Source organism: Anaeromyxobacter dehalogenans 2CP-C (genome assembly GCF_000013385.1).
GTDB lineage: Bacteria > Myxococcota > Myxococcia > Myxococcales > Anaeromyxobacteraceae > Anaeromyxobacter > Anaeromyxobacter dehalogenans_B.
In genome coordinates this window covers 2237676-2259227 of the sequence record NC_007760.1, presented here as the reverse complement: position 1 = coordinate 2259227, position 21552 = coordinate 2237676, and the positions used below count along the sequence as shown (strand labels likewise).

The 21552-nt window shown below is 73.1% G+C and carries 23 protein-coding genes; 16 read left to right on the top strand and 7 right to left on the bottom strand.

The features are described from left to right. Positions 1-56: 56 nt before the first annotated feature. The 3 genes from grxC to nhaR all read right to left on the bottom strand — a co-directional run bounded on the left by grxC (position 57) and on the right by nhaR (position 2386). Entirely contained in the window at positions 57-320 is a 264-nt protein-coding gene (gene grxC / locus ADEH_RS10480) for a glutaredoxin 3 (RefSeq protein ID WP_011421071.1), read from the bottom strand. Between the two features lie 116 nt (positions 321-436). After that, positions 437-1336 carry a zinc metalloprotease HtpX gene (locus ADEH_RS10475; RefSeq protein ID WP_011421070.1) on the bottom strand — a complete coding sequence of 300 codons (900 nt, stop codon included), beginning with the start codon at positions 1334-1336 and terminating at the stop codon, positions 437-439. A gap of 141 nt (positions 1337-1477) precedes the next feature. Next, complete coding sequence (nhaR, locus tag ADEH_RS10470; RefSeq protein WP_011421069.1) at positions 1478-2386, bottom strand: transcriptional activator NhaR; 909 nt, start codon at positions 2384-2386, stop codon at positions 1478-1480. Positions 2387-2455: 69 nt separating this feature from the next. Between nhaR and ADEH_RS10465 the strand changes: the two genes are divergently transcribed. Continuing rightward, a complete protein-coding gene (locus tag ADEH_RS10465; protein WP_011421068.1) occupies positions 2456-3418 on the top strand; it encodes a TerC family protein in 963 nt (320 codons plus the stop codon). Positions 3419-3443: 25 nt separating this feature from the next. On the opposite strand, the gene ADEH_RS10460 is transcribed toward ADEH_RS10465, so the two are convergent. From ADEH_RS10460 to purU, 4 genes are all read right to left on the bottom strand, one after another. After that, on the bottom strand, positions 3444-4022 hold the full coding sequence (locus tag ADEH_RS10460) for an alpha-ketoglutarate-dependent dioxygenase AlkB (protein ID WP_011421067.1): 579 nt from the start codon (positions 4020-4022) through the stop codon (positions 3444-3446). Positions 4023-4053: 31 nt separating this feature from the next. After that, on the bottom strand, positions 4054-4914 hold the full coding sequence (hemF, locus tag ADEH_RS10455; RefSeq protein WP_049760192.1) for an oxygen-dependent coproporphyrinogen oxidase: 861 nt from the start codon (positions 4912-4914) through the stop codon (positions 4054-4056). Between the two features lie 111 nt (positions 4915-5025). Next, positions 5026-5355, bottom strand: a complete 330-nt coding sequence (locus tag ADEH_RS10450; protein WP_011421065.1) for an SPW repeat domain-containing protein — start codon at positions 5353-5355, stop codon at positions 5026-5028. Positions 5356-5436: 81 nt separating this feature from the next. Further along, positions 5437-6297, bottom strand: a complete 861-nt coding sequence (gene purU / locus ADEH_RS10445) for a formyltetrahydrofolate deformylase (RefSeq protein ID WP_041453481.1) — start codon at positions 6295-6297, stop codon at positions 5437-5439. 263 nt (positions 6298-6560) lie between these two features. Here purU and ADEH_RS10440 point away from each other — a divergent pair, with 263 nt between their 5' ends. The 15 genes from ADEH_RS10440 (at position 6561) to ADEH_RS10370 (ending at position 21547) form a co-directional block, all read left to right on the top strand. Next, on the top strand, positions 6561-8315 hold the full coding sequence (locus ADEH_RS10440; RefSeq protein WP_011421063.1) for a sensor histidine kinase: 1755 nt from the start codon (positions 6561-6563) through the stop codon (positions 8313-8315). A 68-nt stretch (positions 8316-8383) separates the two neighbouring features. Further along, the gene (locus ADEH_RS10435; protein ID WP_011421062.1) at positions 8384-8926 is read left to right on the top strand and encodes an archaemetzincin family Zn-dependent metalloprotease; all 543 of its coding nucleotides are present in this window, start codon (positions 8384-8386) and stop codon (positions 8924-8926) included. Beyond that, positions 8926-10317 carry a sigma-54-dependent transcriptional regulator gene (locus ADEH_RS10430; RefSeq protein WP_011421061.1) on the top strand — a complete coding sequence of 464 codons (1392 nt, stop codon included), beginning with the start codon at positions 8926-8928 and terminating at the stop codon, positions 10315-10317. Before ADEH_RS10435 ends, ADEH_RS10430 begins: the two co-directional genes overlap by 1 nt. Positions 10318-10772: 455 nt before the next feature. Continuing rightward, positions 10773-10991, top strand: coding sequence for a hypothetical protein (locus ADEH_RS10425; RefSeq protein WP_011421060.1), 219 nt, complete (start codon positions 10773-10775; stop codon positions 10989-10991). A 96-nt stretch (positions 10992-11087) separates the two neighbouring features. Continuing rightward, positions 11088-11984, top strand: a complete 897-nt coding sequence (locus ADEH_RS10420) for a 4Fe-4S dicluster domain-containing protein (protein ID WP_011421059.1) — start codon at positions 11088-11090, stop codon at positions 11982-11984. Then, a complete protein-coding gene (gene nrfD / locus ADEH_RS10415; protein ID WP_011421058.1) occupies positions 11977-13188 on the top strand; it encodes an NrfD/PsrC family molybdoenzyme membrane anchor subunit in 1212 nt (403 codons plus the stop codon). The genes ADEH_RS10420 and nrfD overlap by 8 nt, the downstream gene beginning before the upstream one ends. A 16-nt stretch (positions 13189-13204) precedes the next feature. Further along, the gene (locus ADEH_RS10410) at positions 13205-13915 is read left to right on the top strand and encodes a glycine cleavage system protein H (RefSeq protein WP_011421057.1); all 711 of its coding nucleotides are present in this window, start codon (positions 13205-13207) and stop codon (positions 13913-13915) included. 17 nt (positions 13916-13932) lie between these two features. Continuing rightward, a complete protein-coding gene (locus ADEH_RS10405; protein WP_011421056.1) occupies positions 13933-14271 on the top strand; it encodes a c(7)-type cytochrome triheme domain-containing protein in 339 nt (112 codons plus the stop codon). Positions 14272-14376: 105 nt separating this feature from the next. Continuing rightward, complete coding sequence (locus ADEH_RS10400; RefSeq protein ID WP_011421055.1) at positions 14377-15081, top strand: glycine cleavage system protein H; 705 nt, start codon at positions 14377-14379, stop codon at positions 15079-15081. A 553-nt stretch (positions 15082-15634) separates the two neighbouring features. Then, positions 15635-16660, top strand: a complete 1026-nt coding sequence (locus ADEH_RS10395) for a cytochrome c3 family protein (protein WP_232287470.1) — start codon at positions 15635-15637, stop codon at positions 16658-16660. Then, complete coding sequence (locus ADEH_RS10390; protein WP_011421053.1) at positions 16657-17382, top strand: formate dehydrogenase subunit gamma; 726 nt, start codon at positions 16657-16659, stop codon at positions 17380-17382. The genes ADEH_RS10395 and ADEH_RS10390 overlap by 4 nt, the downstream gene beginning before the upstream one ends. Beyond that, entirely contained in the window at positions 17360-18352 is a 993-nt protein-coding gene (locus tag ADEH_RS10385) for a M56 family metallopeptidase (protein WP_011421052.1), read from the top strand. Before ADEH_RS10390 ends, ADEH_RS10385 begins: the two co-directional genes overlap by 23 nt. 8 nt (positions 18353-18360) lie before the next feature. Continuing rightward, positions 18361-18921, top strand: a complete 561-nt coding sequence (locus tag ADEH_RS10380) for a hypothetical protein (RefSeq protein ID WP_232287469.1) — start codon at positions 18361-18363, stop codon at positions 18919-18921. Between the two features lie 20 nt (positions 18922-18941). Beyond that, positions 18942-20894, top strand: coding sequence for a sensor histidine kinase (locus ADEH_RS10375; protein WP_232287468.1), 1953 nt, complete (start codon positions 18942-18944; stop codon positions 20892-20894). Next, positions 20891-21547: a response regulator gene (locus ADEH_RS10370; protein ID WP_011421049.1), complete on the top strand. Its 657-nt coding sequence runs from the start codon at positions 20891-20893 to the stop codon at positions 21545-21547. Before ADEH_RS10375 ends, ADEH_RS10370 begins: the two co-directional genes overlap by 4 nt. Positions 21548-21552: the final 5 nt, after the last annotated feature.

Below are 21552 nucleotides of genomic sequence, written 5' to 3'. Positions count from 1 at the left end.
GGAAGGAAGTCGCGCGTGCGGGGCCGATGCGTCGGCGCCCGGCGCTGCGCGGCGCGTCACTCCCCGCGCAGGATCGGGTCCAGCTCGCCGCGCTGCTCGAGCGCGTCGAGGTCCGAGAACCCGCCCAGCGACCGCTCTCCGGCGAAGATCTGCGGGACGGTGAGCTGGCCGGTCTTCTCGGACAGCCAGGTGCGCAGCTCGTCGCGGCCCTCGACGGAGATCTCCTCGAACGCGACGCCCTTCTTCTCGAGGAGGCGCTTGGCGCGCACGCAGTACGGGCAGTTCTGCTTCGTGTAGACGGTGATCTTGGGTGCGCTCATGACCTCTCCTAGGATAACGCGGCGCCCGGTCCCCGCGCAGCGGGACCGGGCGCCGCCCCCGCGGCTGCCGGCGCGGTCCGTGTTCCGCGCCGGCGTCCGATGCAGGGAAGCTGCGATCAGCCCCGCACCATCCGCGTGCGCGGGCCGTACCCGTCGGCGCCGCCGGACACGCGGGCCAGCTCGCGGAGCCGGCGGATGCGCTCCTCGGCGGGCGGGTGCGTCGAGAACATCCGGGCCAGGCCGCCCAGCACCGCGCCGGCGCCGAACGGGTTGACGATGAACAGGCTGGCGGTGGCGGGCGCGCCGGCCGCCGACGGCAGCACCTCGGCCCCGCGCTGGAGCTTCTCGAGCGCGCTCGCCAGCGCGAGCGGGTCGCCGCTGATCCGCGCCCCGGTCTCGTCCGCGAGGTACTCGCGGGAGCGCGAGATGCCGAGCTGCACCAGCGTGCCCGCGATGGGCGCGACGAGCATCATGAGCAGCCCGCCGCCGCCGCCCTCCTCGTCGTCGCGGCCGCCGCCGAGCAGGCTCGAGAACATCAGCATGTTGGCGAGGTTCGAGATGGCCGCGGCCATGCCGGCCGCCACGCTCGCCACCAGGATGTCGCGGTTCGCGACGTGCGCGAGCTCGTGCGCGATCACCCCGCGCAGCTCGCGCTCGTCGAGCAGGTCCACGATGCCGCGCGTCACCGCCACCACCGCGTGCTGCGGGTTGCGCCCGGTCGCGAACGCGTTCGCGTGCGGCTCGTCCACGAGGAACAGCCGCGGCGGCGGGATCCCGGCCCGGCCCGACAGCTCGCGGACGATCTCGTGCAGCCGCGGCGCCTCCCCGGGCGCCAGCTCGCGGGCGCCGTGCATGCGCAGCACGATCTTGTCCGAGAAGAAGTAGGCGCCGAGGTTCATCAGGACCGCGATCGCCGTGAACAGCCAGAACGGGCCCGGGCCGAGGCTGGCGCCGAACGCGACCAGCAGGGCCGAGAGCGTGCCGAGGAGCAGGATGGTCTTCAGCTGGTTCTTCAAGGGTGTGGCCTCCGCCGCGCGACGGTGCGCGCGCAGGGAGAACCTAGTCGCTGGCGAGACGCAGACAAATAGAAAATGACGGCGCGAGTCTGCGAGAAAATCAGGGGTTCGGGCTGCCCGCGATCCTGCCGCGCCGCGCGCTCAGGCCTGCGGCGCGCCGAAGATGGCGTCCCGCGCCGCCTCGGCCAGCGTGACCACCGCCGGGTGGCGCAGGCGGCGCTCCACCGTGATGGCGTGGTAGGACTCGCGCACGTCCTCGGCCCGCCCGATCACGCCCACCTCGAGCTGCGAGCGGATGTCCTCCTCCAGCACGCGCGGCGCGGCGAACACGCCCAGCCCGCGCGCCCCGAACGCCTGCATGAGCGCGCTGTCGTCGAACTCGCCGGCGACCACCGGGCGCACGCCGGTGCGCTCGAGCCAGGCGTCGAGCCCGCGGCGGAGCGCGGTGCCCTCCGAGGGCAGGAGCATGGGCGCGGCCTGCAGCGAGCGCGGGAAGCCCTTCCTGAGGTGCGCGAGCGGGCGCGCCGCCAGGAACGAGGTCCCGCAGTCGCCCAGCCGGTGGCTGAACGCCTTCACCTTGACGTCTTCCGGCGCGGGGACGTCGGCGATGACCACGTCCAGCTCGTGCAGCGCCAGCGCCGCGAGCAGCTGCGGCAGCGGGCCCTCGCGGCAGACGAGCGTGAGGTCCGGGTGGGCGTCCACCGCGGGCTGCAGGAGCAGCGCGGCCATGCGCTTCGGGATCACGTCGGCGACGCCGACCACCAGGCGCAGGCGCTGGCCGGTGGGGAGCCCCTTCACCGCGCGCTGCAGCTCGCGCCCGGTGCGGAAGATGTCGTCCGCGTAGCGGAGCACGGTCCGGCCCACGTCGGTGAGGACGAGCCGCCGCCCCTGCCGCTCGAGGAGCTTCACGCCCAGGTTCGCCTCGAGCGTCTTCAGCTGGTTGGAGATGGTGGGCTGCGCGAGCCGCAGCTCCTCGCTGGCGCGGGCGATGCTGCCGGCGCGGGCCACCGTCCAGAAGTAGAAGAGGTGATGGTAGTTGAGCCATTCCATGGAGAAAATCTAACCCGGATCCCGAATTCCCCGGCGCGAACCCGCCGGAAGGTCTAAAAAGGCCGCCTCATGCACCCTCCCGCCCTCGCGCTCGAGACCGTCGGAAACCCCTGGCTGTGGCTCGGCTTCCTGGTCCTGGTGCTCGTCCTGCTCGCGCTCGACCTGGGCGTGTTCCACCGGCGCGACGAGGTGATCCGCGCGCGCGAGGCGCTGGGCTGGACCGCGGTGTGGGCGGCGCTGGCGGCGGTGTTCGCCGGGTTCGTGTGGTGGCGCTTCGGGGCGAACAAGGCGATCGAGTTCGTCACCGGCTACCTCATCGAGCAGTCGCTCTCGGTGGACAACCTGTTCGTCTTCGTGCTCGTGTTCGCGACCTTCGCGATCCCGCCGAAGCTGCAGCACCGCGTGCTGTTCTGGGGCATCACCACCGCGTTCGTGCTGCGCCTGGTGATGATCGTGGGCGGCACCGCGCTGCTCACGCGCTTCCACTGGCTCATCTACGTGTTCGGCGCGTTCCTGGTGGTGACCGGGATCCGCATCTTCTTCCACGAGGAGCAGGAGCACCACCCGGAGAAGAGCGTCGCGTTCCGGGTGCTGCGCCGGCTGGTCCCGTCCACCAGCCGCATGGAGGGGCACCACTTCTTCCTGGTGGAGAACGGCCGCCGGGTGGCGACGCCGCTGTTCCTGGCGCTGTGCATGATCGAGGTCTCCGACGTCGTGTTCGCGCTCGACTCGGTGCCGGCGATCTTCGGCATCACGCTCGACCCGTTCATCGTCTTCACCTCGAACATCTTCGCCATCATGGGCCTGCGCTCGCTCTACTTCGCGGTGGCGCAGCTGCTGCGGCGGTTCGAGTACCTGAAGGCGGGCCTCGCCCTGGTGCTCGTGTTCATCGGCCTGAAGATGGTCGTCTCGAGCTGGGTGCACGTGAACGCGTTCGCGTCGCTGGGCGTGGTCGTGGCGCTGCTCGGCGGCGCGATGGGCTACTCGCTCTGGCGCACGCGGCGCGAGGAGGCCGGGTCGCCCGAGGCGTAGGGGGCTCCCCGGCGGCGCCGCCCCGTCACGGCGGCGCCGGCGCGTCGCGCAGCGTCCGGAACGTCACCGACCAGCGCTCGGACCGCACCGGCGGGATGGCGTGCTGCCAGCGCCAGCGCGCCGCGCCGGCGAGCAGGTAGGCCGAGCCGGGCTCGAGCCGCACCTCGAGCGCGCGGCCGCCCGGCCCGCCCTCGCGCATCCGTAAGCGCGCGGGCGCGCCGAGCGACACGCCCACCACCTCCCCGAACGCCGGCGCGTCGCGGTGCCAGCCGATCCCGGCGCCCGGCGCGTAGCGGGTCACGAGCGCCTCGACGAGCGCGGCGGGCTCCACCCCGGCGAGGCCGGCCGCGAGCCGGCGCAGCGACTCGAGCGCCGGCGGCAGCGGTGGGCCGGGCTCCAGCGCGCGGGCGTCGTACGCGTAGGCGCGCCCGAAGTGGGCCACGCGGCGGCGCGCCGTCACGCCGTGCATCCGGACCTCGCCGAGCTCGACGCCGGCGATCGCGGCGAGGAGCGCCTGCTGCTCCTCCACGGGGAGCAGCGCGGGCCACAGGCGCATGCCCGGAGGGAGCGCCGGGACGGGGGAGGGGACCAGCTCGAGCTGCATCCGGGTGGGTTAACGCGCCCGCCCGCGCCGCTCACGCCCAGTCGCGCGGCGCGCGCAGCACGTCGAGGAGCGCGGCCTCGCGGCTGCCCGGCGCCGGCCGGTGGTCGTACACCCAGCGTACCCGCGGCGGCAGCGACATCAGGATCGACTCGGCGCGGCCGGAGGTCTCCAGGCCGAACACGGTGCCGCGGTCCCAGACCAGGTTGAACTCCACGTAGCGCCCGCGCCGGATCTCCTGCCAGCGGCGCTCCGCCTCGCCGAACGGCGCCGCGCGGCGGCGCTCCAGGATGGGCAGGTACGCCCGCAGGAACGCCCGGCCCATCTCGCCCGCGAACGCGAGCTCGCGCTCCAGGTCGTCGCCGGAGTCCTCGTAGAAGATCCCGCCCACGCCGCGGTGCTCGCGGCGGTGGCGCAGGTAGAAGTACGCGTCGGCGGCGCGCTTGTGGCGCGCGTAGCTGCCGGGTTCGTGGCGCTCGCAGGCGTCGCGCAGCACGGCGTGGAAGTGCCGGCAGTCCTCCTCGAACAGGTAGTACGGGGTGAGGTCGGCGCCGCCGCCGAACCAGGCGCCGCCGCCGCGGCTCAGCAGCCGCACGTTCATGTGCGCCGTCGGGACCATGGGGCTGGCGGGGTGGACCACCACCGACAGCCCGACCGCGGTGAACGCGCCGCCCTCGCCCTGCACCTTGCGCGCGAGCGCGTCGGGCAGCTCCCCGTGGACCTCCGAGACGTTCACGCCCGCCTTCTCCAGCAGCGCGCCGTCCTGGAGCACGCGGCTCTCGCCGCCGCCGCCGCCGGGGCGCTCCCAGCGGTCCGCGGCGAAGCGGGCGGCGCCGTCGGCGCGCTCCAGCGCGGCGGAGATCTCCTCCTGCAGCGCGCGGACGGTCTCGGCCATGCCCGCGCGCAGGCGGGCGAGCAGCTCGGGGGACGCGGGCGTGGGCACGGCGGAACCCTTGCCGCGGGCGCGCCGCGTCCGCACCTCCCGCGCGGGGCCGCGGCGCCGCCCTCAGGCGCCGCCGGCCGCGACCGCGCGCCGCGAGGAGTACATCGTGCCGGGCACGAGCGCGGTGAGGAACATGGCGAGCGCCACGGCCACGTCGTTCCACCGCGCCGACGGCGAGGGGGGCGGGAGGAGCAGCGCCGCCGCCAGCAGCCAGGCGGACAGGGCGACGCCGGCCAGGCGCACGCGCGGCCGCCACATCGCCCACAGCGCCGCGGCGCAGGCGAGCAGCCCCACCGCGCACGCGTTCGCGAAGGAGGCGGGCGCCCGCCTCCACAGGAACGCGGAGACGAACAGCCACAGGCCGAGCATGAGCGTGAGCGTCCGGGCCGCCATGGCGCACCTCCCTCGGGAAGGTGCGGCCGGCCGCGGTCGCGGGCACGCGGCGCCGCGGCCGGGCGGGCGCCCCGCGCGCCGTCAGCTGAACACGACGGTCTTGTTGCCGTTCACGATGACGCGGTCCTCGCAGTGCCAGCGCACCGCGCGCGCCAGCACCCGGCGCTCCAGGTCGCGCCCGAGCCGCTTCAGGTCCTCCACCGCGTCGCGGTGCGAGACCCGGCCCACGTCCTGGTCGATGATGGGCCCGGCGTCGAGCTCCGCGGTGACGTAGTGCGCGGTGGCGCCCACGATCTTCACGCCGCGCTCGTACGCCTGCCGGTACGGGTCGGCGCCCACGAACGCCGGGAGGAAGGAGTGGTGGATGTTGATGATGCGGCCCGGCCAGCGCGCCACCAGCTCCGGCGAGACGATCTGCATGTAGCGCGCGAGCACCACCAGGTCGGCCTTGCCGTCGAGCAGCTCCAGCATGCGGGCCTCGGCCTGGGCGCGGGTGTCGCGGGTGTTGGGCACGTGGACGAACGGGACGCCGAACGACTCCACCGCCTCGCGCAGGTCGGGGTGGTTGGAGATCACGGTGGACACGTCGGCGTGCAGGTCGCCGCGGTCCCAGTTCCAGAGCAGCTCCAGCAAGGCGTGGTCGTGCTTCGAGACCAGGATCGCGACCTTCTTGCGCTGCGACGAGAGCGTGAGCCGCCAGTCCATCGCGAACGGGCGGGCGACGTCGAGCGCGAACGCGCGCTGCAGGTCCTCCACCGGGAGGTCCAGCCGGTCGGTCTGGAACTCGAGGCGGGTGAAGTAGGCGCCGCCGTTGTCCACCGAGGTGTGCTGGTCGAAGTCGAGGATGTTGGCGCCGTGGCGGTAGAGGAAGCTGGAGATCGCCGCGACGATGCCGGGGCGGTCGGGGCACTGGACGAGGAGGATGGCGCGGGGCTGGGTCACGGGACCCGAGAGGGTAGACGGAGGCGTGCCCGGGATCAAATCCCCTGCGCGCGGCGGCGCACCCCGCGCCGGGGGACGGGCGGCCGGGCCGGCGGAGGGGCCGGGCGGCGGGGGCGCGGCAGGACCGCGCAGGGTGCGTCAATTCGCGCGCAATTTTCGGCCGGCCAGGATTGCATCGGGGCGACGAGAAATTGAACAATCGTTGACGGACCGCAAGGCGCGCACCCTCGCCGCGGCGGTACGGGTGGGCGGCCGAGCACGCCGTGAGCGCATCGCCAGGAACCTCGCCCGGGATCTCCCCGGCCCCCGACCCGCCCCCGCCGGCGGAGCCCGCGGCGCGTACCCAGGAGAACGGCCGCACGGCGGAGGAGGACCGGGCGCTGGAGCGCCTCGCCCGGGCCATCGCGCCCGCGTCGCTCGGCGCGCTCGGCCTGGAGATCCCCTGGCAGCAGCGGCTCTCCACCAAGCTGTTCGCGATGATCGGGGCGGTGGCGCTCGCCACCGTTGGCCTGTTCTTCCTGGCGGAGATCGCGGTGCAGCGGCACCTGCTCGGCCAGGTGGTGCAGGAGTCGGACCTCCTCAGCCAGACGGTCCGCAACGCGCTCCACCGCGCCATGCTGCAGGACCGCCGCGGCGACGCCTACCTCATCATGCAGGACGTGGCGCGGCAGGCCGGGATCGAGCGCGTCCGCATGATGGACGCGAACGGGCGCGTCACCTTCTCCACCGTGCCGGAGGAGGTGGGCCTGATGGTGGACCGCGACGCGGAGGCCTGCTCCGGCTGCCACGCGGCGGGCCAGCCGCTGCGCAAGCTGGAGCTGGAGGAGCGGAGCCGCGTGTTCCGCTCCGGCGACCACCGCGTGCTGGGGATCATGACCCCGGTCTACAACGAGGCGTCCTGCTCCACCGGCGCCTGCCACGCGCACCCCGCCGCGAAGGAGGTGCTTGGCGTCATCGACCTGGACGTCTCGCTCGCGCGCCTCGACGCGCAGACCCACACCTTCCGGTGGCGCACCCTGGCCGCGGCCGCGCTCGCCTCGTTCCTGCTCGGCCTGTTCGCCTGGCTGTTCACCCGCCACCACCTGATGCGGCCCATCGCGGCGCTGGTGCAGGCCACCCGGCGCGTCGCGCGCGAGCAGCTGGAGCTCGAGGTGCCGATCACCTGGAGCGGCGAGCTGGGGCTGCTGGCCGCGTCCTTCAACGACATGACGCGCTCGCTGCGGTCGGCGCGCCGCGACCTCGACGCGCTCATGTCGAGCCTCGAGCAGCAGGTGCTGGAGCGGACCGCCGCGCTCCGGGCCGCGCAGGACCAGCTGGTCCGCTCCGAGAAGCTCTCCTCGCTGGGCAAGCTGTCCGCGTCGATCGCGCACGAGATCAACAACCCGCTCGCCGGGATCCTCACCTTCGCGAAGCTCATCGTCCGCACGCTGGACCAGGGCGTGCCCGACGACGCCACGCGCAAGACGCTGGTGAAGCACCTGCTCCTCGTCCAGCGCGAGACCGAGCGCTGCAGCGCGATCGTGCGCAACCTGCTCGACTTCGCGCGCGAGCGGCCGCTCACCCTCAAGGACGTGGACCTGGACGCGGTGGTGGAGGAGGGCGTCCAGCTGCTCTCCAACCAGATCAACATCCAGAACGTCACGCTGGAGAAGCGGCTGGTGCCGCTGCCGCCGGTGGAGGGCGACTTCGGGCAGCTCCGGCAGGCCTGCGTGAACGTGATCATGAACGCCTGCGAGGCGATGGCGCGCGGCGGGAAGCTCACGGTGGAGTCGGCGCTGGTGGAGGGCGGCCGCTGGGTCGAGGTCGCGTTCACCGACACCGGGCCGGGCATCGCGCCCGCCCACCTGTCCAAGATCTTCGACCCCTTCTTCACCACCAAGGAGCGCGGCACCGGGCTCGGGCTCTCGGTGGTGTACGGCATCGTCGAGCGCCACCACGGCAAGATCGAGATCCACAGCGAGGTGGGGAAGGGGACGCGGGTCGCCATCCGGCTGCCGCCCCGGAAGGCGGCGGAGTGATGCGCGGCGCGCGGACGGCGGCGGGTTCCGGGGGGGCGCGGCGGCGGCGCCCCCAGGGCATCGAATGAATGGACCCGATCTTCATCTGGTGGATCGGCGAGGCGGCGCCCGACCGGGCGTTGCTGGACCATGCCGCGCTGCACCTGGGCCGCGCCTTCGGGCGGCCGGTGCGGGAGTGGAGCTCGCCGGAGCGCCCGCGCCACGCGTACGACCCGAAGCGCAAGCAGCACCTCTCCGGCGCGATCCTGAAGTGGCTGCTGGAGGCCGGGCCGGGCGCAGGGAAGGTGCTCGGGGTGACCGACCGCGACCTGTTCATCCCCATCCTCACCTACGTGTTCGGGGAGGGGCAGCTCGGGGGCGGCGCGGCGGTGGTCTCCATCGCGCGCCTGCTGGAGGACGTGGAGCTGATCGGGCCGCAGCTGCTGCTGGAGCGGCTCGCCAAGGAGGCGGTGCACGAGGTCGGGCACGCGTTCGGCCTGCTGCACTGCGCGACGCCGGTGTGCGTGATGGCGCGCTCGTCCGGCGTCCGCAACGTGGACGAGAAGAAGCCGGAGCTCTGCTCCGAGTGCCGACGCAGGCTCGAGGAGCTGCAGACCGGAGGTCCCAGGTGATGTCCAACGAGAGAACGCGCATCCTGGTGGTGGACGACGAGGAGATCGTCCGCGAGTCGCTGGGCGGCTGGCTCGAGAAGGACGGCTACTCCGTCCACGTGGCGGTGGACGGGTTCGCCGCGCTCGAGAAGCTCAAGGCGGAGCGCTGGTCCATCCTCATCGTGGACCTGAAGATGCCCGGGATGGACGGCCTGCAGGTGCTGGAGGAGGCGAAGAAGCTCCAGCCCGAGCTGGCGGTGGTGATCATGACCGCCTACGCCACCGTGGACACCGCGGTCGCGGCCATGAAGCTGGGCGCCTACGACTACCTCGTGAAGCCGTTCGATCCCGAGGAGCTGTCGCTGATGATGCAGAAGATCGTCTCCCAGCAGACGCTGGTGCGGGAGAACGCGGTCCTGCGCCAGGCGCTCAAGCGGGAGTACCGGTTCCGCGACCTGCTCTCCAAGAGCCCGGCGATGCAGGCGGTGTTCGAGCTGGCGCGCACGGCGGCCCGCTCCAACTCCACCATCCTGGTGCTGGGCGAGTCCGGCAGCGGCAAGGAGGTCCTGGCCCGCGCCATCCACCAGGAGAGCCCGCGGGCGGAGGGGCCGTTCGTGGCGGTGTCCTGCGCGGCGCTCACCGAGAGCCTGCTCGAGTCCGAGCTGTTCGGGCACGAGAAGGGCGCGTTCACCGGCGCGATCGCCCGCCGCAAGGGCAAGTTCGAGGCCGCCCACGGCGGCACCCTGTTCCTCGACGAGGTCGGCGACATCGGGTCGAAGCTCCAGCTCGACCTGCTGCGGGTGCTGGAGGAGCGGCGCTTCCACCGGATCGGCGGCAACGAGAGCGTGGACGTGGACGTGCGGATCATCGCCGCCACCAACCGCGACCTGAAGCGCGCGGTGGGGGAGGGGAAGTTCCGCGAGGACCTGTTCTACCGGCTGAACGTCATCCCCATCCTCATCCCCCCGCTGCGGGACCGCCGGGAGGACATCCCGCTCCTGGTCGAGAGCTTCGTGGAGCGGCTGTCGGTGGAGATGAAGAAGCGGCTCGACGGCGTCTCCTCCGAGGCGATGAGCGCGCTCATGGCGCACGACTGGCCCGGCAACGTGCGCGAGCTGCGCAACATCCTGGAGCGGGGTGCGGTGGTCTGCACCGGCCCGGTGATCCAGCTCCCCGACCTCGGCCTCCCCGGCAAGCCCGACGCCGCGCCGCGGCCCGGCACGCTCGCCTCGCTGGAGGAGGTGGAGCGGCGCCACGTCTCGGCGGTCCTGGCGCACACCGGCGGCAACGTGAGCCAGTCGGCGCGCATCCTCGGCATCGACCGGGTCACCCTCTACAACAAGATGCGGAAGTGGGGGCTGCGGCGGGACGGCGAGGACGAGCCGCCCCGCGACGACAACGGCGCGCGCTGACCGCGCGCCCGGGCTGCGCGCCCCCGCGCGCCCGGTGCCATCCACCGAACCCGCCGGCCCGCCGGCCCGCCTGCGCCCCGGGGCGCAGGCGGCGCGGCGCCGCGTTCGCCGTGCGTGAAGTGACCGAGCGTGAACGAGCCGCGCGCTCCTGCCGCGCCCGGCCGTCCGCCTCGCGCCGCCTGCGACCGGCTGCCACGTCGAGTTCCTCCGCACCGTCGAGGTTCTCTCCACCGGCGCCGCCGCGGCCGCAAGCTCGCGTGATCACGGGCGGTCGCACCCCGCCCCGGTGAAGGGGCGCTGAGGATCTCGACAGCGCCGGGCCCCGCGCCGCGCGCGGGCGCACGCCGCACCCGGAGCGTAACCCACCGTGAACACGCCGGTCTTCACTCGCGCGCGCCGCCGCGCCCCGGCTGGCGCGCCCCTTGCCATAGGGATCCGCGGGAGGACGGCGACAGATGACCTGCCCGTACTTGAAAGAGGTCTCGATGGTGTTCTGCCGGGCCTACCCGGTGAAGAAGCTCGTGCCGATCGACCGGGTCACCACGGCGAGCACCTGCGAAGGCGAGGCGTTCAAGACCTGCCCGCTCTTCCGCGAGGCGCTCGAGCGAGCCGAACGGTCGGCCGACGCGGACTCCCATCCCTCACCCGCAGGGCCCAAAGGAGCGACGCCATGATGTTCGCATTCGTCGTGATGGTGGTCGGAGTTGCGGTGCTCGGGACCATGAACCTCGTCGCGGCGCACGGCTGACCGCACCCGCGCGGAGACAACCATGAAGATCGGACGCAGAGGGTTCTTCAAGATCGCGGCAGTGACGGTGGGGGCCGCTGGCGCGTCGGCGGCCACCGCCGCCGCAGCGGCGCACGGGGCGGCGGAGGACGGGCCAGGCGTGCTCGTCGATACGACGCTCTGCGTCGGCTGCCGCGCGTGCGAGGCGGCGTGCGCCGAGGCCAACCACCTCGCGCCGCCCCCCGAGGACGCGAACGTCTTCGACGAGAAGCGCGACACGCACGAGCAGGCCTTCACGGTGGTGAACCGCACCGAGAAGGCGCCCGGGGTCGAGCGCTTCGCGAAGAAGCAGTGCATGCACTGCCTGGCGCCGGCCTGCGCCTCGGCCTGCCCCGTGAAGGCGATGACCAAGTCGCCCGAGGGGCCGGTGGTCTACAACCCGAACCGCTGCATGGGCTGCCGGTACTGCATGATCGCCTGCCCGTTCGACGTGCCGAAGTACGAGTACGGCTCGAACGCGCCGCGCGTGCGCAAGTGTAACTTCTGCGCCGAGCGGCAGGCGAAGGGCCTCAAGCCGGCGTGCACCGAGGTGTGCCCCTCGGGCGCGCTGACCTTCGGGAAGCGCAGCGAGCTCCTCGAGGTCGCCAAGACCCGCATCTACACCAACCCCGACCGCTACCTGCACCACGTGTACGGCGAGCGCGAGGCCGGCGGGACGAGCTGGCTGTACATCACCGACGTGGACCTGGAGCAGCTCGCGTTCCGGACCGACGTCCCCGAGCGGCCCATCCCCGACCTCGCCTCCGGCGCGCTCTCGGTGCCGCCGTTCGTGATGACGCTCTGGCCGCCGCTGCTGATGGGCATCTACGCGTTCTCGAACCGGCGCGAGGAGATCAAGGACGCCGAGTCGGCGCAGGGGAAGGAGGATCACCATGGCTAACGCCACCGCGGTCGCCCAGCACTCGTTCGTCCGGGAGAAGATCCTGCTGGGCATGAGCTGGAAGGAGTACCTCCGCTCGCTGCTCACGCCGACGAACGCCGTCGCGACGTTCATCCTCATCATCGGCGTCCCGCTGCTCGTCTACCGCTTCGCGGCCGGCCTGGGCGCCACCACCAACCTGTCGCAGTCGGCGCCGTGGGGCCTCTGGATCGGCTTCGACATGATGACCGGCATCGTGCTCGCCGCCGGCGGCTTCACCATCGGCTCGGCGGTGCAGCTGTTCGGGCTGAAGGACTACCACGGCATCGAGCGCCCCGCGATCCTCACCGCCTTCCTCGGCTACGTGATGGCGGTCATCGGCCTGCTCGCCGACCTGGGCCGCCCCTGGAACATCATCATGGCGCTCTTCAACTTCGGGACCGCCTCGGTGCTGTTCGAGGTCGCGTGGTGCGTCATGTGCTACACGACCGTCCTCCTGCTCGAGTTCACCGTGCCGCTGTTCGAGTGGCTCGGCTGGAAGCGCATCCACTCGGTGATGAAGAAGGCGCTCATCGCGCTCACGGTGCTCTCGGTCATCTTCTCGACCATGCACCAGTCGGCGCTCGGGTCGCTGTTCCTGCTCGCGCCGACCAAGCTCCACCCGCTCTGGTACACGCCCTACATCTTCGTGTTCTTCTTCGTCAGCGCGATCATCGCCGGCCTCAACATGGTGATCTTCGAGAGCGCGCTCTCGCACCGGATCTTCCAGAGCCGGGCCGACCACCACGTGGACGTGGACAAGCTGACCATCGGCCTCGGGAAGGCGGCCGCGGTGGTGATGTTCGCCTACTTCTTCCTCAAGCTGCAGAGCCTGGTGGACGGGCACAGCTGGGGCTACCTGGCCACCGGCTACGGCGCCTGGTGGCTGGTCGAGGTGGTCGGCTTCGTGCTGCTGCCCTCGCTGGTGTTCGCCTACGGCGCGCGCAACCGCAAGGTGAAGCTCATCCGCGCGGCCTCGGTGGTCGGCGTCCTCGGGGTGGTGCTGAACCGCCTCAACATCTCGGTCATCGCCTTCAACTGGAACCGGGTGGACCGGTACGTGCCGAGCTGGATGGAGATCTGGGTGTCCATCACGCTCGTCACCATCGGCGTGCTGGCCTACCGCTGGATCGTCAACCGCATGCCCATCCTGCGTGGGGACCCCGCGTTCCCCGCGGAGCACTGAAAGAAAGGAGGAAGCCATGGCCTACGACCTGCTCTCCGTGTACCCGGCCAAGCTCCTCGAGTACGGCCTCGGGATCGCCTACCTGCTGATGTTCATCCCGTTCTGGCGGTACGTCCAGGGCGGCAAGCCGGCGGCGGCCGAGGTCCGCGCCCCCGCCCCCGTCCCCGCGGCCCACCCGGTCGCGGCCCGGCCCGCGGTGGCCGGCTGGTTCCAGGTCCCCGCCGGCGTCCACCTGCACCCCGGCCACACCTGGGCGCGGCTGGAGTCCGACGGCCTGGTGGCGGTGGGCGTGGACGACTTCGCCCACAAGCTGGTGGGGCCGGCCCGGGTCGAGCTGCCGAGCGTCGGCGCGAAGGTGGCGCAGGGCGAGCCGGCGCTCGAGCTCGGCGACGGCGAGAAGAGCGTCCCGATGCTCTCGCCCATCGACGGGACCGTGGTGGCGGTGAACGCGGCGGCGCGCGAGCGCCCCGACGGCGTCGAGGATCCGTACGGCGCCGGCTGGCTGTTCAAGGTGAAGGCGCCCCGCCTCGCCGCGAACCTCCGCCAGCTCTTCGCCGACAGCGCCGCGAACCGGTTCCTGGAGGACGCGTCCGAGCGCCTCGCCATGCGGATGAGCCCCGAGCTCGGCCGCGTGCTGCAGGACGGCGGCGTCCCCATCCACGGCATCGGCCGCGCCCTGGCCGGCGACGACTGGGACGAGATGGCCCGCACCTTCTTCCTGACCTGAGAACGGAGACCACAGCCATGACGCTCAAGCTCTCGTGGTGCGGTGCGCTGGCCGGGCTGCTGCTGGGCGGCAGCGCGCTGGCGGGCGACCTTCCCAACCTGCCTCCGGAGCTCCCGCTCCCGCAGGGCGGCGAAAGCCCGGGCCAGGTGACGTTCCGGCACGACAGCCACGTGGACTCGGCCAAGCCGGACTGCGTGTCCTGCCACCCGCGCCGGTTCGCGATCCTGGGCCGCTCGGCCAAGGCGAAGAAGGAGGCGGTCACGCACGCCGCGATGGAGAAGGGCGAGGCGTGCGGGGCGTGCCACGGCAAGCAGGCGTTCGGGTTCGACGACTGCACCATGTGCCACGCGCAGTGAGGGGGGCGCGTCGGCGGTCCCCGGCCCACTCGCTCCGGGCCGGGGACCGCAGGCGCGGATGAGGGCGCCCGGTGACGGGCGCGGGCTCGCAGTCGGGAGGAAGCCATGCAGAGCGTTCTCGAGATCCTCCAGTCGATCGGCGTCTTCACCCTCGGCATCCTGGCCCGGTTCGGCCTGTTCCTGGCGATGGTGGCGGTCATCGTGGTCCCGGCGCTGCTCATCGCGCTGGTGGTCCGCGGGCGCGCCGAGCGGCGCGAGCGCGCGCTCGGGATCCGCGACGTGGACGGCGTGCCGTTCCGCCCGGACCTGTTCTACGCGCCCGGCCACGTCTGGCTGCACCGCCGCCCGGGCGGGCGCGCGGTGGAGCTCGGGCTCGACGGCATCGCGCAGCGCCTGATGCCGGCGGTCACCGCGGTGGACCTGGCGCGGCCGGGCACGCGCGTGGCCCGCGGCGACACCATCGCCACGCTGCACGGCGGCGGGCGCGCGCTGGAGATCCCTGCGCCGGTGGACGGCACGGTGGTGGGCCTGAACGTCTCGGTGGTGCGCGACCCCGCGCTGGTGAAGCGCGAGGGCTACGGGCGCGGCTGGCTGGTCGCGCTCGCGCCGGCGGACGAGGCCTACGCGTCGATGCCGCGCGCGGGCGCCGCGGAGTCGTGGATGCGGCGCGAGGCGCAGCGCTGGAACCAGTTCGTCGAGCACCAGCTCGGCTTCGCCGCGGCCGACGGGGGGACGCTGGTCGCGCCCGCGCCGTGGCTGGTGGGCGAGGAGGGATGGTCGGCGCTGACGCAGTCGTTCCTGCGGCCGTGAGCGGCCGCGCCGCGCCGGTGCGGCAATCGGCCACTCCCCGCACGACTTTCGCGGGCGCGCGCGGGCGCGAGCGGTCCGGGGACCAGGTGCGGCGCGCGGCCGCATGGGTCCCCGCCGCCCGGCCGGCGCGCGCCCTCGCGATCCCGGCGGCCGCGGCACGCGCCGCGGCCGCGCCGATCGGCCCGGCCATCCCGCTGCAATCCGGGACATTGTGCGCGGCGTGCGCGCGGGCGCGCAGGGGGCGCGGGGAAGGGTGCGCAATCGGGCGCAGGGAATCCGGGGGAGGCGGCGCGGACCCATTTGACGCGCATCAATCCTCCCCGGCCGCGACGCAGAATCGGCGGCCATTGCGCGCGGCGCGGGGGAGGTGTGCGAAGCCCGCGATTCTTGCGCGGCGGGTCGCGATCGCGCAATTCGCACTGAGTTCACGCGTGCTTAAGCCGCGGGAGGCGTTGGACAATCCCGCCGCCCCCTGGTAGGAAGTGGCGCAATCCGTGGCTGTCACGGATTGACGCACCGACTCCTCCAGGGTGTGCAAATGATCCGACGCCTGTTGCCCCTCCTCCTCGCGTTCGCCGCGAACCCAGCCTGGGCGGGTATCCCGGCCGAGCAGGAGGACTGCCTCGGCTGTCACAGCGACCCGAGCCAGACCTTCGACCTCCCGAGCGGCGAGAAGCTCTCGCTGTACGTGGACCAGGACGCGTTCGCGAAGTCGGTCCACGGCGAGGCGCTCCGCTGCACGGAGTGCCACACCGACAAGACGAGCGACCACGCCACCGGCGAGCTGAAGTTCAAGACCCGCCGCGACGTGACCCGCGCCTACTACGAGCAGTGCAAGGGCTGCCACTTCGCGAACTACACCAAGACGCTGGACGGCGTTCACTACGCGGTGATGGCCAAGGGCAACGACAAGGCCGCGCTCTGCGTGGACTGCCACGGCGCCCACGACATCTCCCGGCCCGGCCAGCCGCGCACCCGCATCTCGAAGATGTGCTCGGGCTGCCACGCGGAGGAGGCGGACGTCTACGCGAAGAGCGTGCACGGCCGCGCGGCGGAGAGCAGCCCCGACGTGCCGGTGTGCACCGACTGCCACCGCGCCCACGACACCACCGACCCGCGCGACGGCCAGCTCGCCATGCGCACCCCGGAGATCTGCGGCCGCTGCCACACCGACGAGAAGCTGATGTCGAAGTACGGCCTCTCGAGCAAGGTGGTGTCCACCTACCTCTCCGACTTCCACGGCATGGCCGCCACGCTCCAGCGCAAGCAGAAGAACGCGCCGGACGCGCGCCTCGCCGCGGTGTGCACCGACTGCCACGGCGTCCACGACATCCAGTCCTCCAAGGACCCGTCGTCCACGGTCATGGCCGCCAACCTGCAGAAGACCTGCGCGAAGTGCCACCAGGGCGCCAGCGCGAGCTTCCCGAAGGCCTGGCTCTCGCACTACGAGCCCACGCCGCAGAAGGCGCCGCTCGTGTGGGGCGTGCAGGTCTTCTACAAGATGCTGATCCCGTTCATGGTGGGCGGGCTCGTGCTCCAGATCGCGCTGCACCTCTGGCGCGTGGTGGTGAACCGATGAGCGCTTACATCGTCCGCTTCAACCTGCAGCAGCGGATCGAGCACTTCATCACGATGCTCGTGTTCGTGCTGCTGTGCCTCACCGGCCTGCCGCAGAAGTTCTACACGGCCGGCTGGTCGCAGGCGGTGGTCGGCGTGTTCGGCGGCATCGACGTGGCGCGCTGGGTCCACCGCGTGTGCGGCCTGATCCTGGCGGCGTCCACGGTGATCCACTTCGCGAACGCGATCGCCGCGATGCTCTCGAAGAAGATCGGCTTCACGATGGTGCCGTCGAAGAAGGACTTCGAGGACGCCATCCTCCAGCTCAAGTACTACCTGGGCGTGACCGACAAGCACCCGATGTACGATCGGTACACGTACAAGGAGAAGTTCGAGTACTGGGGCCTGGTGTTCGGCAACGTCATCATGGTGCTCACCGGCTTCATCCTGTTCTTCCCGGTGACCGTCGCGTCGCTGCTGCCGGGCGAGGTGATCCCCGCCGCCAAGGTGGCCCACTCGAACGAGGGCCTGATGGCGTTCCTGGTGATCACCATCTGGCACGTGTTCAACGCGCACCTGAGCCCCGACGTGTTCCCGTTCGACACGTCGATGTTCACCGGCAAGGTCAGCCGCGAGCGCTACGAGCACGAGCACCCGCTCGAGCTGGCGCGGATCGAGGGGCGGGCGCCGCCCGCGGAGCACGGCGGCCACGCCTCGTCGCATGACGAGCGCCACGTGGGCTGACGTCCTCGCGCAGGCCATCTTCCACACCCTGGTCGCCTCGCTGTACGTGGAGGCGCTGGTGCGGACCTGGCGAGTGCGCGACCCCGGCCAGCGGATCGCCCTGCGGCTCACCGCCCTGGGCTATCCGCTGGTCCTGTTTCCGGCGCTGGTGCTGCTGTTCCCGGTGCGGGCCGGCGACGCGTTCCGCGAGGGCGGCGCGCTGCTCGTCGGCCGCCGCTGGGCGGACGTGCGGCTGTTCGGGACCGGGATGTTCCAGTGGTTCGTCGGCGGCCTCGCGGCCATCGGGCTGGCGCTGCTGCTGATGGACCTGGTGCCGTTCCTGTGCCGCCGGCGGCGCGCGCGCCCGCCCGAGCGCGCGGCGCCGGATCCCGAGACGGCGGCGCGGCTCGGCGCCACGCTGGCCGAGCTGGCCACGCGGCTCGGCACCCGCGCGCCGGCGCTGGTCTGGGTGGAGCGCGGCGCGCCCGTCCTGTTCTGCACCGGCATCCGGCGGCCGGCGGTGGTGCTCTCTCGCGGCGCGCTCCGCCTGCTCGACGCGGCCGAGCTGCGCGCGGCGCTGGCCCACGAGCTGGCCCACCTCGCCCGGCGCGATCCGGCCGCGAGCTGGGTGGTGCTGCTGGCGCGGGTCGCCATGGGCTTCAACCCGGCGTTCCAGGTGGTCTCTCGCGCGCTGGCCCGCGACGCCGAGTGGCTCGCGGACGAGCACGCCGCCGAGGCGTGCGGGGACCGGCTCGCGCTCGCCAGCGGCCTGCTCAAGCTGCACCGCGCCACCGCCGGGCCGCCGCCGGTGCGCCGGACGCTGCCGCTCGCCGCGGCGCTGTCGGAGCCGCTCGCGCGCGTGCGGTCGCGCGACATCGAGCTGCGCTGCAGGCGGCTGCTCCAGCCGCCCGCGCCGCGGCTGCCGTTCGGCGCGGCGCGGGTCGCGCTGGCGGCCCTCACCCTGACGGCCCTGCTGTTCTTCGTGATATGACCGTGGGCGTGACGCGCGCGCGCGAGGCGGGGCTCGAGCTCGCGCGGATGCTCGCGGCGCTGGTGTGGGTGGCCGCGACCTCCGCGCTGGTGATCGCCGCCCTCGGGGCGCTGCCCGGGTGGATCGCCGGCGAGGGCAGCGCGGTGCGCCACGCCGGCAGCGTGCAGGAGGCCGAGCGCCGGCTCGGCGCCATGCTGATGCTGCCCGGCTACTTCCCGCAGCGCCTCGCCTGGCCGCCCTCGGAGATCCGGCTCGCCGGCGGGCGCCGCGGCTCCGCGGCCGTCACCATCGTCGATCGCACCGGCGCGCCGGCCGTCCAGATCCTGCAGTCCACCGCCGAGGGCGCCGAGATCGCCGCGCCGCTGCTCGCCGATCGCAACGTCCTGCGCGTCCAGCGGACCACGGTGGGCCCGTACCCGGCGACGCTCTCCGCGGTGCTGGTGGCGGGCCAGCCCTGGCAGGAGCTGGCCTGGGAGCAGCGCGGCCGGACGGTGCTGCTCCGCACGCGCGGCGATCTCGACGAGCTCTACCACATGGCCCACAGCACGCACCCCGGGGGCGGCCGATGAGGCCCGCGCACGACGAAGGCGTGCCCGCGACGCCGCCGCCCGCGCCGCCGGCGGCCCCGCCCCCGGAGCGCGCTCCCGCGCCCGGGACCGCGCCGCACCCGGCCATGCCGGGCGGCATCCGCCGGCGCGTCTACCTCCTGATGGCGACCGGCATCGCCATCCCGCTCGTGATCATGGGCGCGACGGGGATCCACTGGGCGCGCAACCTCGACGAGCGGCTGGTGCAGGGCCGCACGTCCGCCGCGGCGATGGCGGCGACCCACTTCGACGGCGTCCTGACCGAGGACCTCGAGGTGCTGCAGCGGCTCGCCTCCGGCGTGGCCCAGACCATGGGCAACGCGGACCTCGAGGACGAGCGGCGCGTGGTGACCGACGCGTACCACCAGTTCCGCCATCGAGAGGGCGTCTACCTGCTGGACGCCGAGCGCAACGTGCTCGCGGAGGCGCCGGGCGGTCCGCGCTCGGCGGCGCCGCCCGACGACCTCGCGGTGGTGGACGAGGTGCTGCGCACCGGGCTGCCGCGCCTCTCCGGCGTGCTCCAGGGCGCGCGCGGGCGGGTGGTGCACGAGCTCGTGCCGGTGCGGAGCTGGCAGAACCAGATCATCGGGATCGCCGGCGGCACGTTCGACCCGTCGCGGCGCGGCTTCGATCGCGTGCTGCAGCACCTGCGCCGCGGCGAGAGCGGCTTCGCCGAGCTGATCGACGCGGGCGGCACGATCATCGCGAGCACCGTGCCGTCCCGGGTCGGGGGGCGCACCGAGTGCCGGGCGCACCTGGGCGAGCTGGTGAAGGACAAGCGCGCCCAGGCGGCGCGCTGCGACGGGTGCCACGGCGAGTGGGGCGTGAAGGCGGCGGCGCCCTCCGAGCTGATGGTCTTCGCGCCGCTCGCCGCGGCGCCCTGGGGCGTGGTGGTGCGGCAGCGCACCTCCGAGGCGCTGCCGACCGAGGGCGACGTGCCCTGGTGGCTGGTGGCGGCGGGCCTGGCGGCGCACGTGGGCGTCGCGGCGGCGTTCGCCTGGGGCGCGGCGCGCAGCGTGACCCGGCCCATCGGCGTGCTCACCGGCGAGGCGGAGCGCATCGCCGGCGGGGAGCTGGACTGGCCCATCCCCGACCTCGGCACCGACGAGGTCGGGCGCCTGGGGCGGTCGCTCGACCGCATGCGCCTCGCGCTCCGGCGCCTGCTCGACGACGTGGCCCGGGTGAACGCCGAGCTGGAGCAGCGGGTCGAGGAGCGCACCCACGCGCTCAACGAGGCCTACGCCCAGCTCGCCGCGCGCGAGGAGGCCCGCGCGCAGCTGCTCCGCAAGCTGATCTCGGCGCAGGAGGACGAGCGCAAGCGCATCGCCCGCGAGCTGCACGACGAGACCAGCCAGAGCCTGGCGGTGCTGGCCATGGGGCTGGAGGCGGCCCAGGACGCGCTGCGCGGAGGGAAGGCGCCGCGCCTCGACGAGGTGAAGGCGGTGGCGGTGCGCACGCTCGAGGACGTGCACCGCATCATCCTGGACCTCCGCCCGTCGGTGCTCGACGACCTCGGGCTGCTGTCGGCGATCCGCTGGTACGCGGAGCGCCAGCTCGGCACGCGCGGCATCTCGGTGCGCTGCGAGTTCGGGGAGCTGGACCGGCGGCTGCCGCCCGAGATGGAGACGGCGCTGTTCCGCATCTGCCAGGAGGCGATGAGCAACATCGCCCGCCACTCTCAGGCCACCGCGGTGCTGGTGGAGGTGGCGCTCGAGGACGACGTGTTCCGCATCGACATCGAGGACGACGGCACGGGCTTCGACCCGGAGGCGGTCGCGCGGCGCGAGGGGCGGCGGTCGTGGGGGCTGATGGGCATCCGCGAGCGCGCCGAGATCCTGGGCGGCGACGCGACCGTGGAGTCGGCGCCGGGCAAGGGCACCCGCGTCGAGGTGCGCATCCCGGTGCCGCGCGCGACGACCGAGCCGGGCGCGGACGGGGAGGGGAGGGCGACGTGAGCGACAAGATCCGGGTACTCATCGTGGACGACCACGCGATCCTGCGCGAGGGCGTGCGCGCGCTGCTCCAGCTCCAGCCCGACATCGAGGTGGCCGGCGAGGCCGCCGACGGCATGCAGGCGCTGGAGCAGGTGGAGCGGCTCGATCCGGACGTGGTGCTGATGGACATCGCCATGCCCGGGCTGGGCGGCATCGAGACCAGCCTGCAGCTGAAGAAGCTGGGGCGGCGCGCGCGCATCCTGATCCTGTCGCAGTACGAGGATCGCGAGTACGTCAGGCGCCTGCTCAAGGCCGGCGTGTCCGGCTACGTGCTCAAGAAGTCCGCCGGCGCCGAGCTCGCGAACGCCATCCGCGCGGTCCACCGGGGCGGCCTGGTGCTCGACCCGGAGGTCGCCCGCACCGCCATGGAGGAGGCCGGCCCGGCGGCGCCGGGGGAGGCGGATCCCTACGAGTCGCTCACCGACCGCGAGAAGCAGGTGCTGAAGCTGGTCGCGGAGGGGCGGAGCAACAAGGAGGTGGCGGACGTGCTCGGCATCAGCGTGAAGACCGCCATGAGCCACCGCGAGCACGTGATGGAGAAGCTCGGCGTGCACAACCGCACCGAGCTCGTCCGCTTCGCGATCCGCAAGGGCGTGATCCGGGTGGACGAGTAGCGCGC

Excerpts from the sequence above, each read along its gene's own strand:
- ADEH_RS10435 (WP_011421062.1), top strand. The coding sequence starts at position 8,384 with ATGGACCCGATCTTCATCTGGTGGATCGGCGAGGCGGCGCCCGACCGG.
- ADEH_RS10460 (WP_011421067.1), bottom strand. The coding sequence starts at position 4,022 with ATGCAGCTCGAGCTGGTCCCCTCCCCCGTCCCGGCGCTCCCTCCGGGC.
- ADEH_RS10385 (WP_011421052.1), top strand. The coding sequence starts at position 17,360 with ATGACGAGCGCCACGTGGGCTGACGTCCTCGCGCAGGCCATCTTCCAC.
- hemF (WP_049760192.1), bottom strand. The coding sequence starts at position 4,914 with ATGGCCGAGACCGTCCGCGCGCTGCAGGAGGAGATCTCCGCCGCGCTG.
- ADEH_RS10425 (WP_011421060.1), top strand. The coding sequence starts at position 10,773 with ATGACCTGCCCGTACTTGAAAGAGGTCTCGATGGTGTTCTGCCGGGCC.
- ADEH_RS10420 (WP_011421059.1), top strand. The coding sequence starts at position 11,088 with ATGAAGATCGGACGCAGAGGGTTCTTCAAGATCGCGGCAGTGACGGTG.
- ADEH_RS10430 (WP_011421061.1), top strand. The coding sequence starts at position 8,926 with ATGTCCAACGAGAGAACGCGCATCCTGGTGGTGGACGACGAGGAGATC.
- ADEH_RS10400 (WP_011421055.1), top strand. The coding sequence starts at position 14,377 with ATGCAGAGCGTTCTCGAGATCCTCCAGTCGATCGGCGTCTTCACCCTC.
- ADEH_RS10405 (WP_011421056.1), top strand. The coding sequence starts at position 13,933 with ATGACGCTCAAGCTCTCGTGGTGCGGTGCGCTGGCCGGGCTGCTGCTG.
- ADEH_RS10450 (WP_011421065.1), bottom strand. The coding sequence starts at position 5,355 with ATGGCGGCCCGGACGCTCACGCTCATGCTCGGCCTGTGGCTGTTCGTC.
- ADEH_RS10465 (WP_011421068.1), top strand. The coding sequence starts at position 2,456 with ATGCACCCTCCCGCCCTCGCGCTCGAGACCGTCGGAAACCCCTGGCTG.
- ADEH_RS10390 (WP_011421053.1), top strand. The coding sequence starts at position 16,657 with ATGAGCGCTTACATCGTCCGCTTCAACCTGCAGCAGCGGATCGAGCAC.
- grxC (WP_011421071.1), bottom strand. The coding sequence starts at position 320 with ATGAGCGCACCCAAGATCACCGTCTACACGAAGCAGAACTGCCCGTAC.
- nrfD (WP_011421058.1), top strand. The coding sequence starts at position 11,977 with ATGGCTAACGCCACCGCGGTCGCCCAGCACTCGTTCGTCCGGGAGAAG.
- ADEH_RS10410 (WP_011421057.1), top strand. The coding sequence starts at position 13,205 with ATGGCCTACGACCTGCTCTCCGTGTACCCGGCCAAGCTCCTCGAGTAC.
- nhaR (WP_011421069.1), bottom strand. The coding sequence starts at position 2,386 with ATGGAATGGCTCAACTACCATCACCTCTTCTACTTCTGGACGGTGGCC.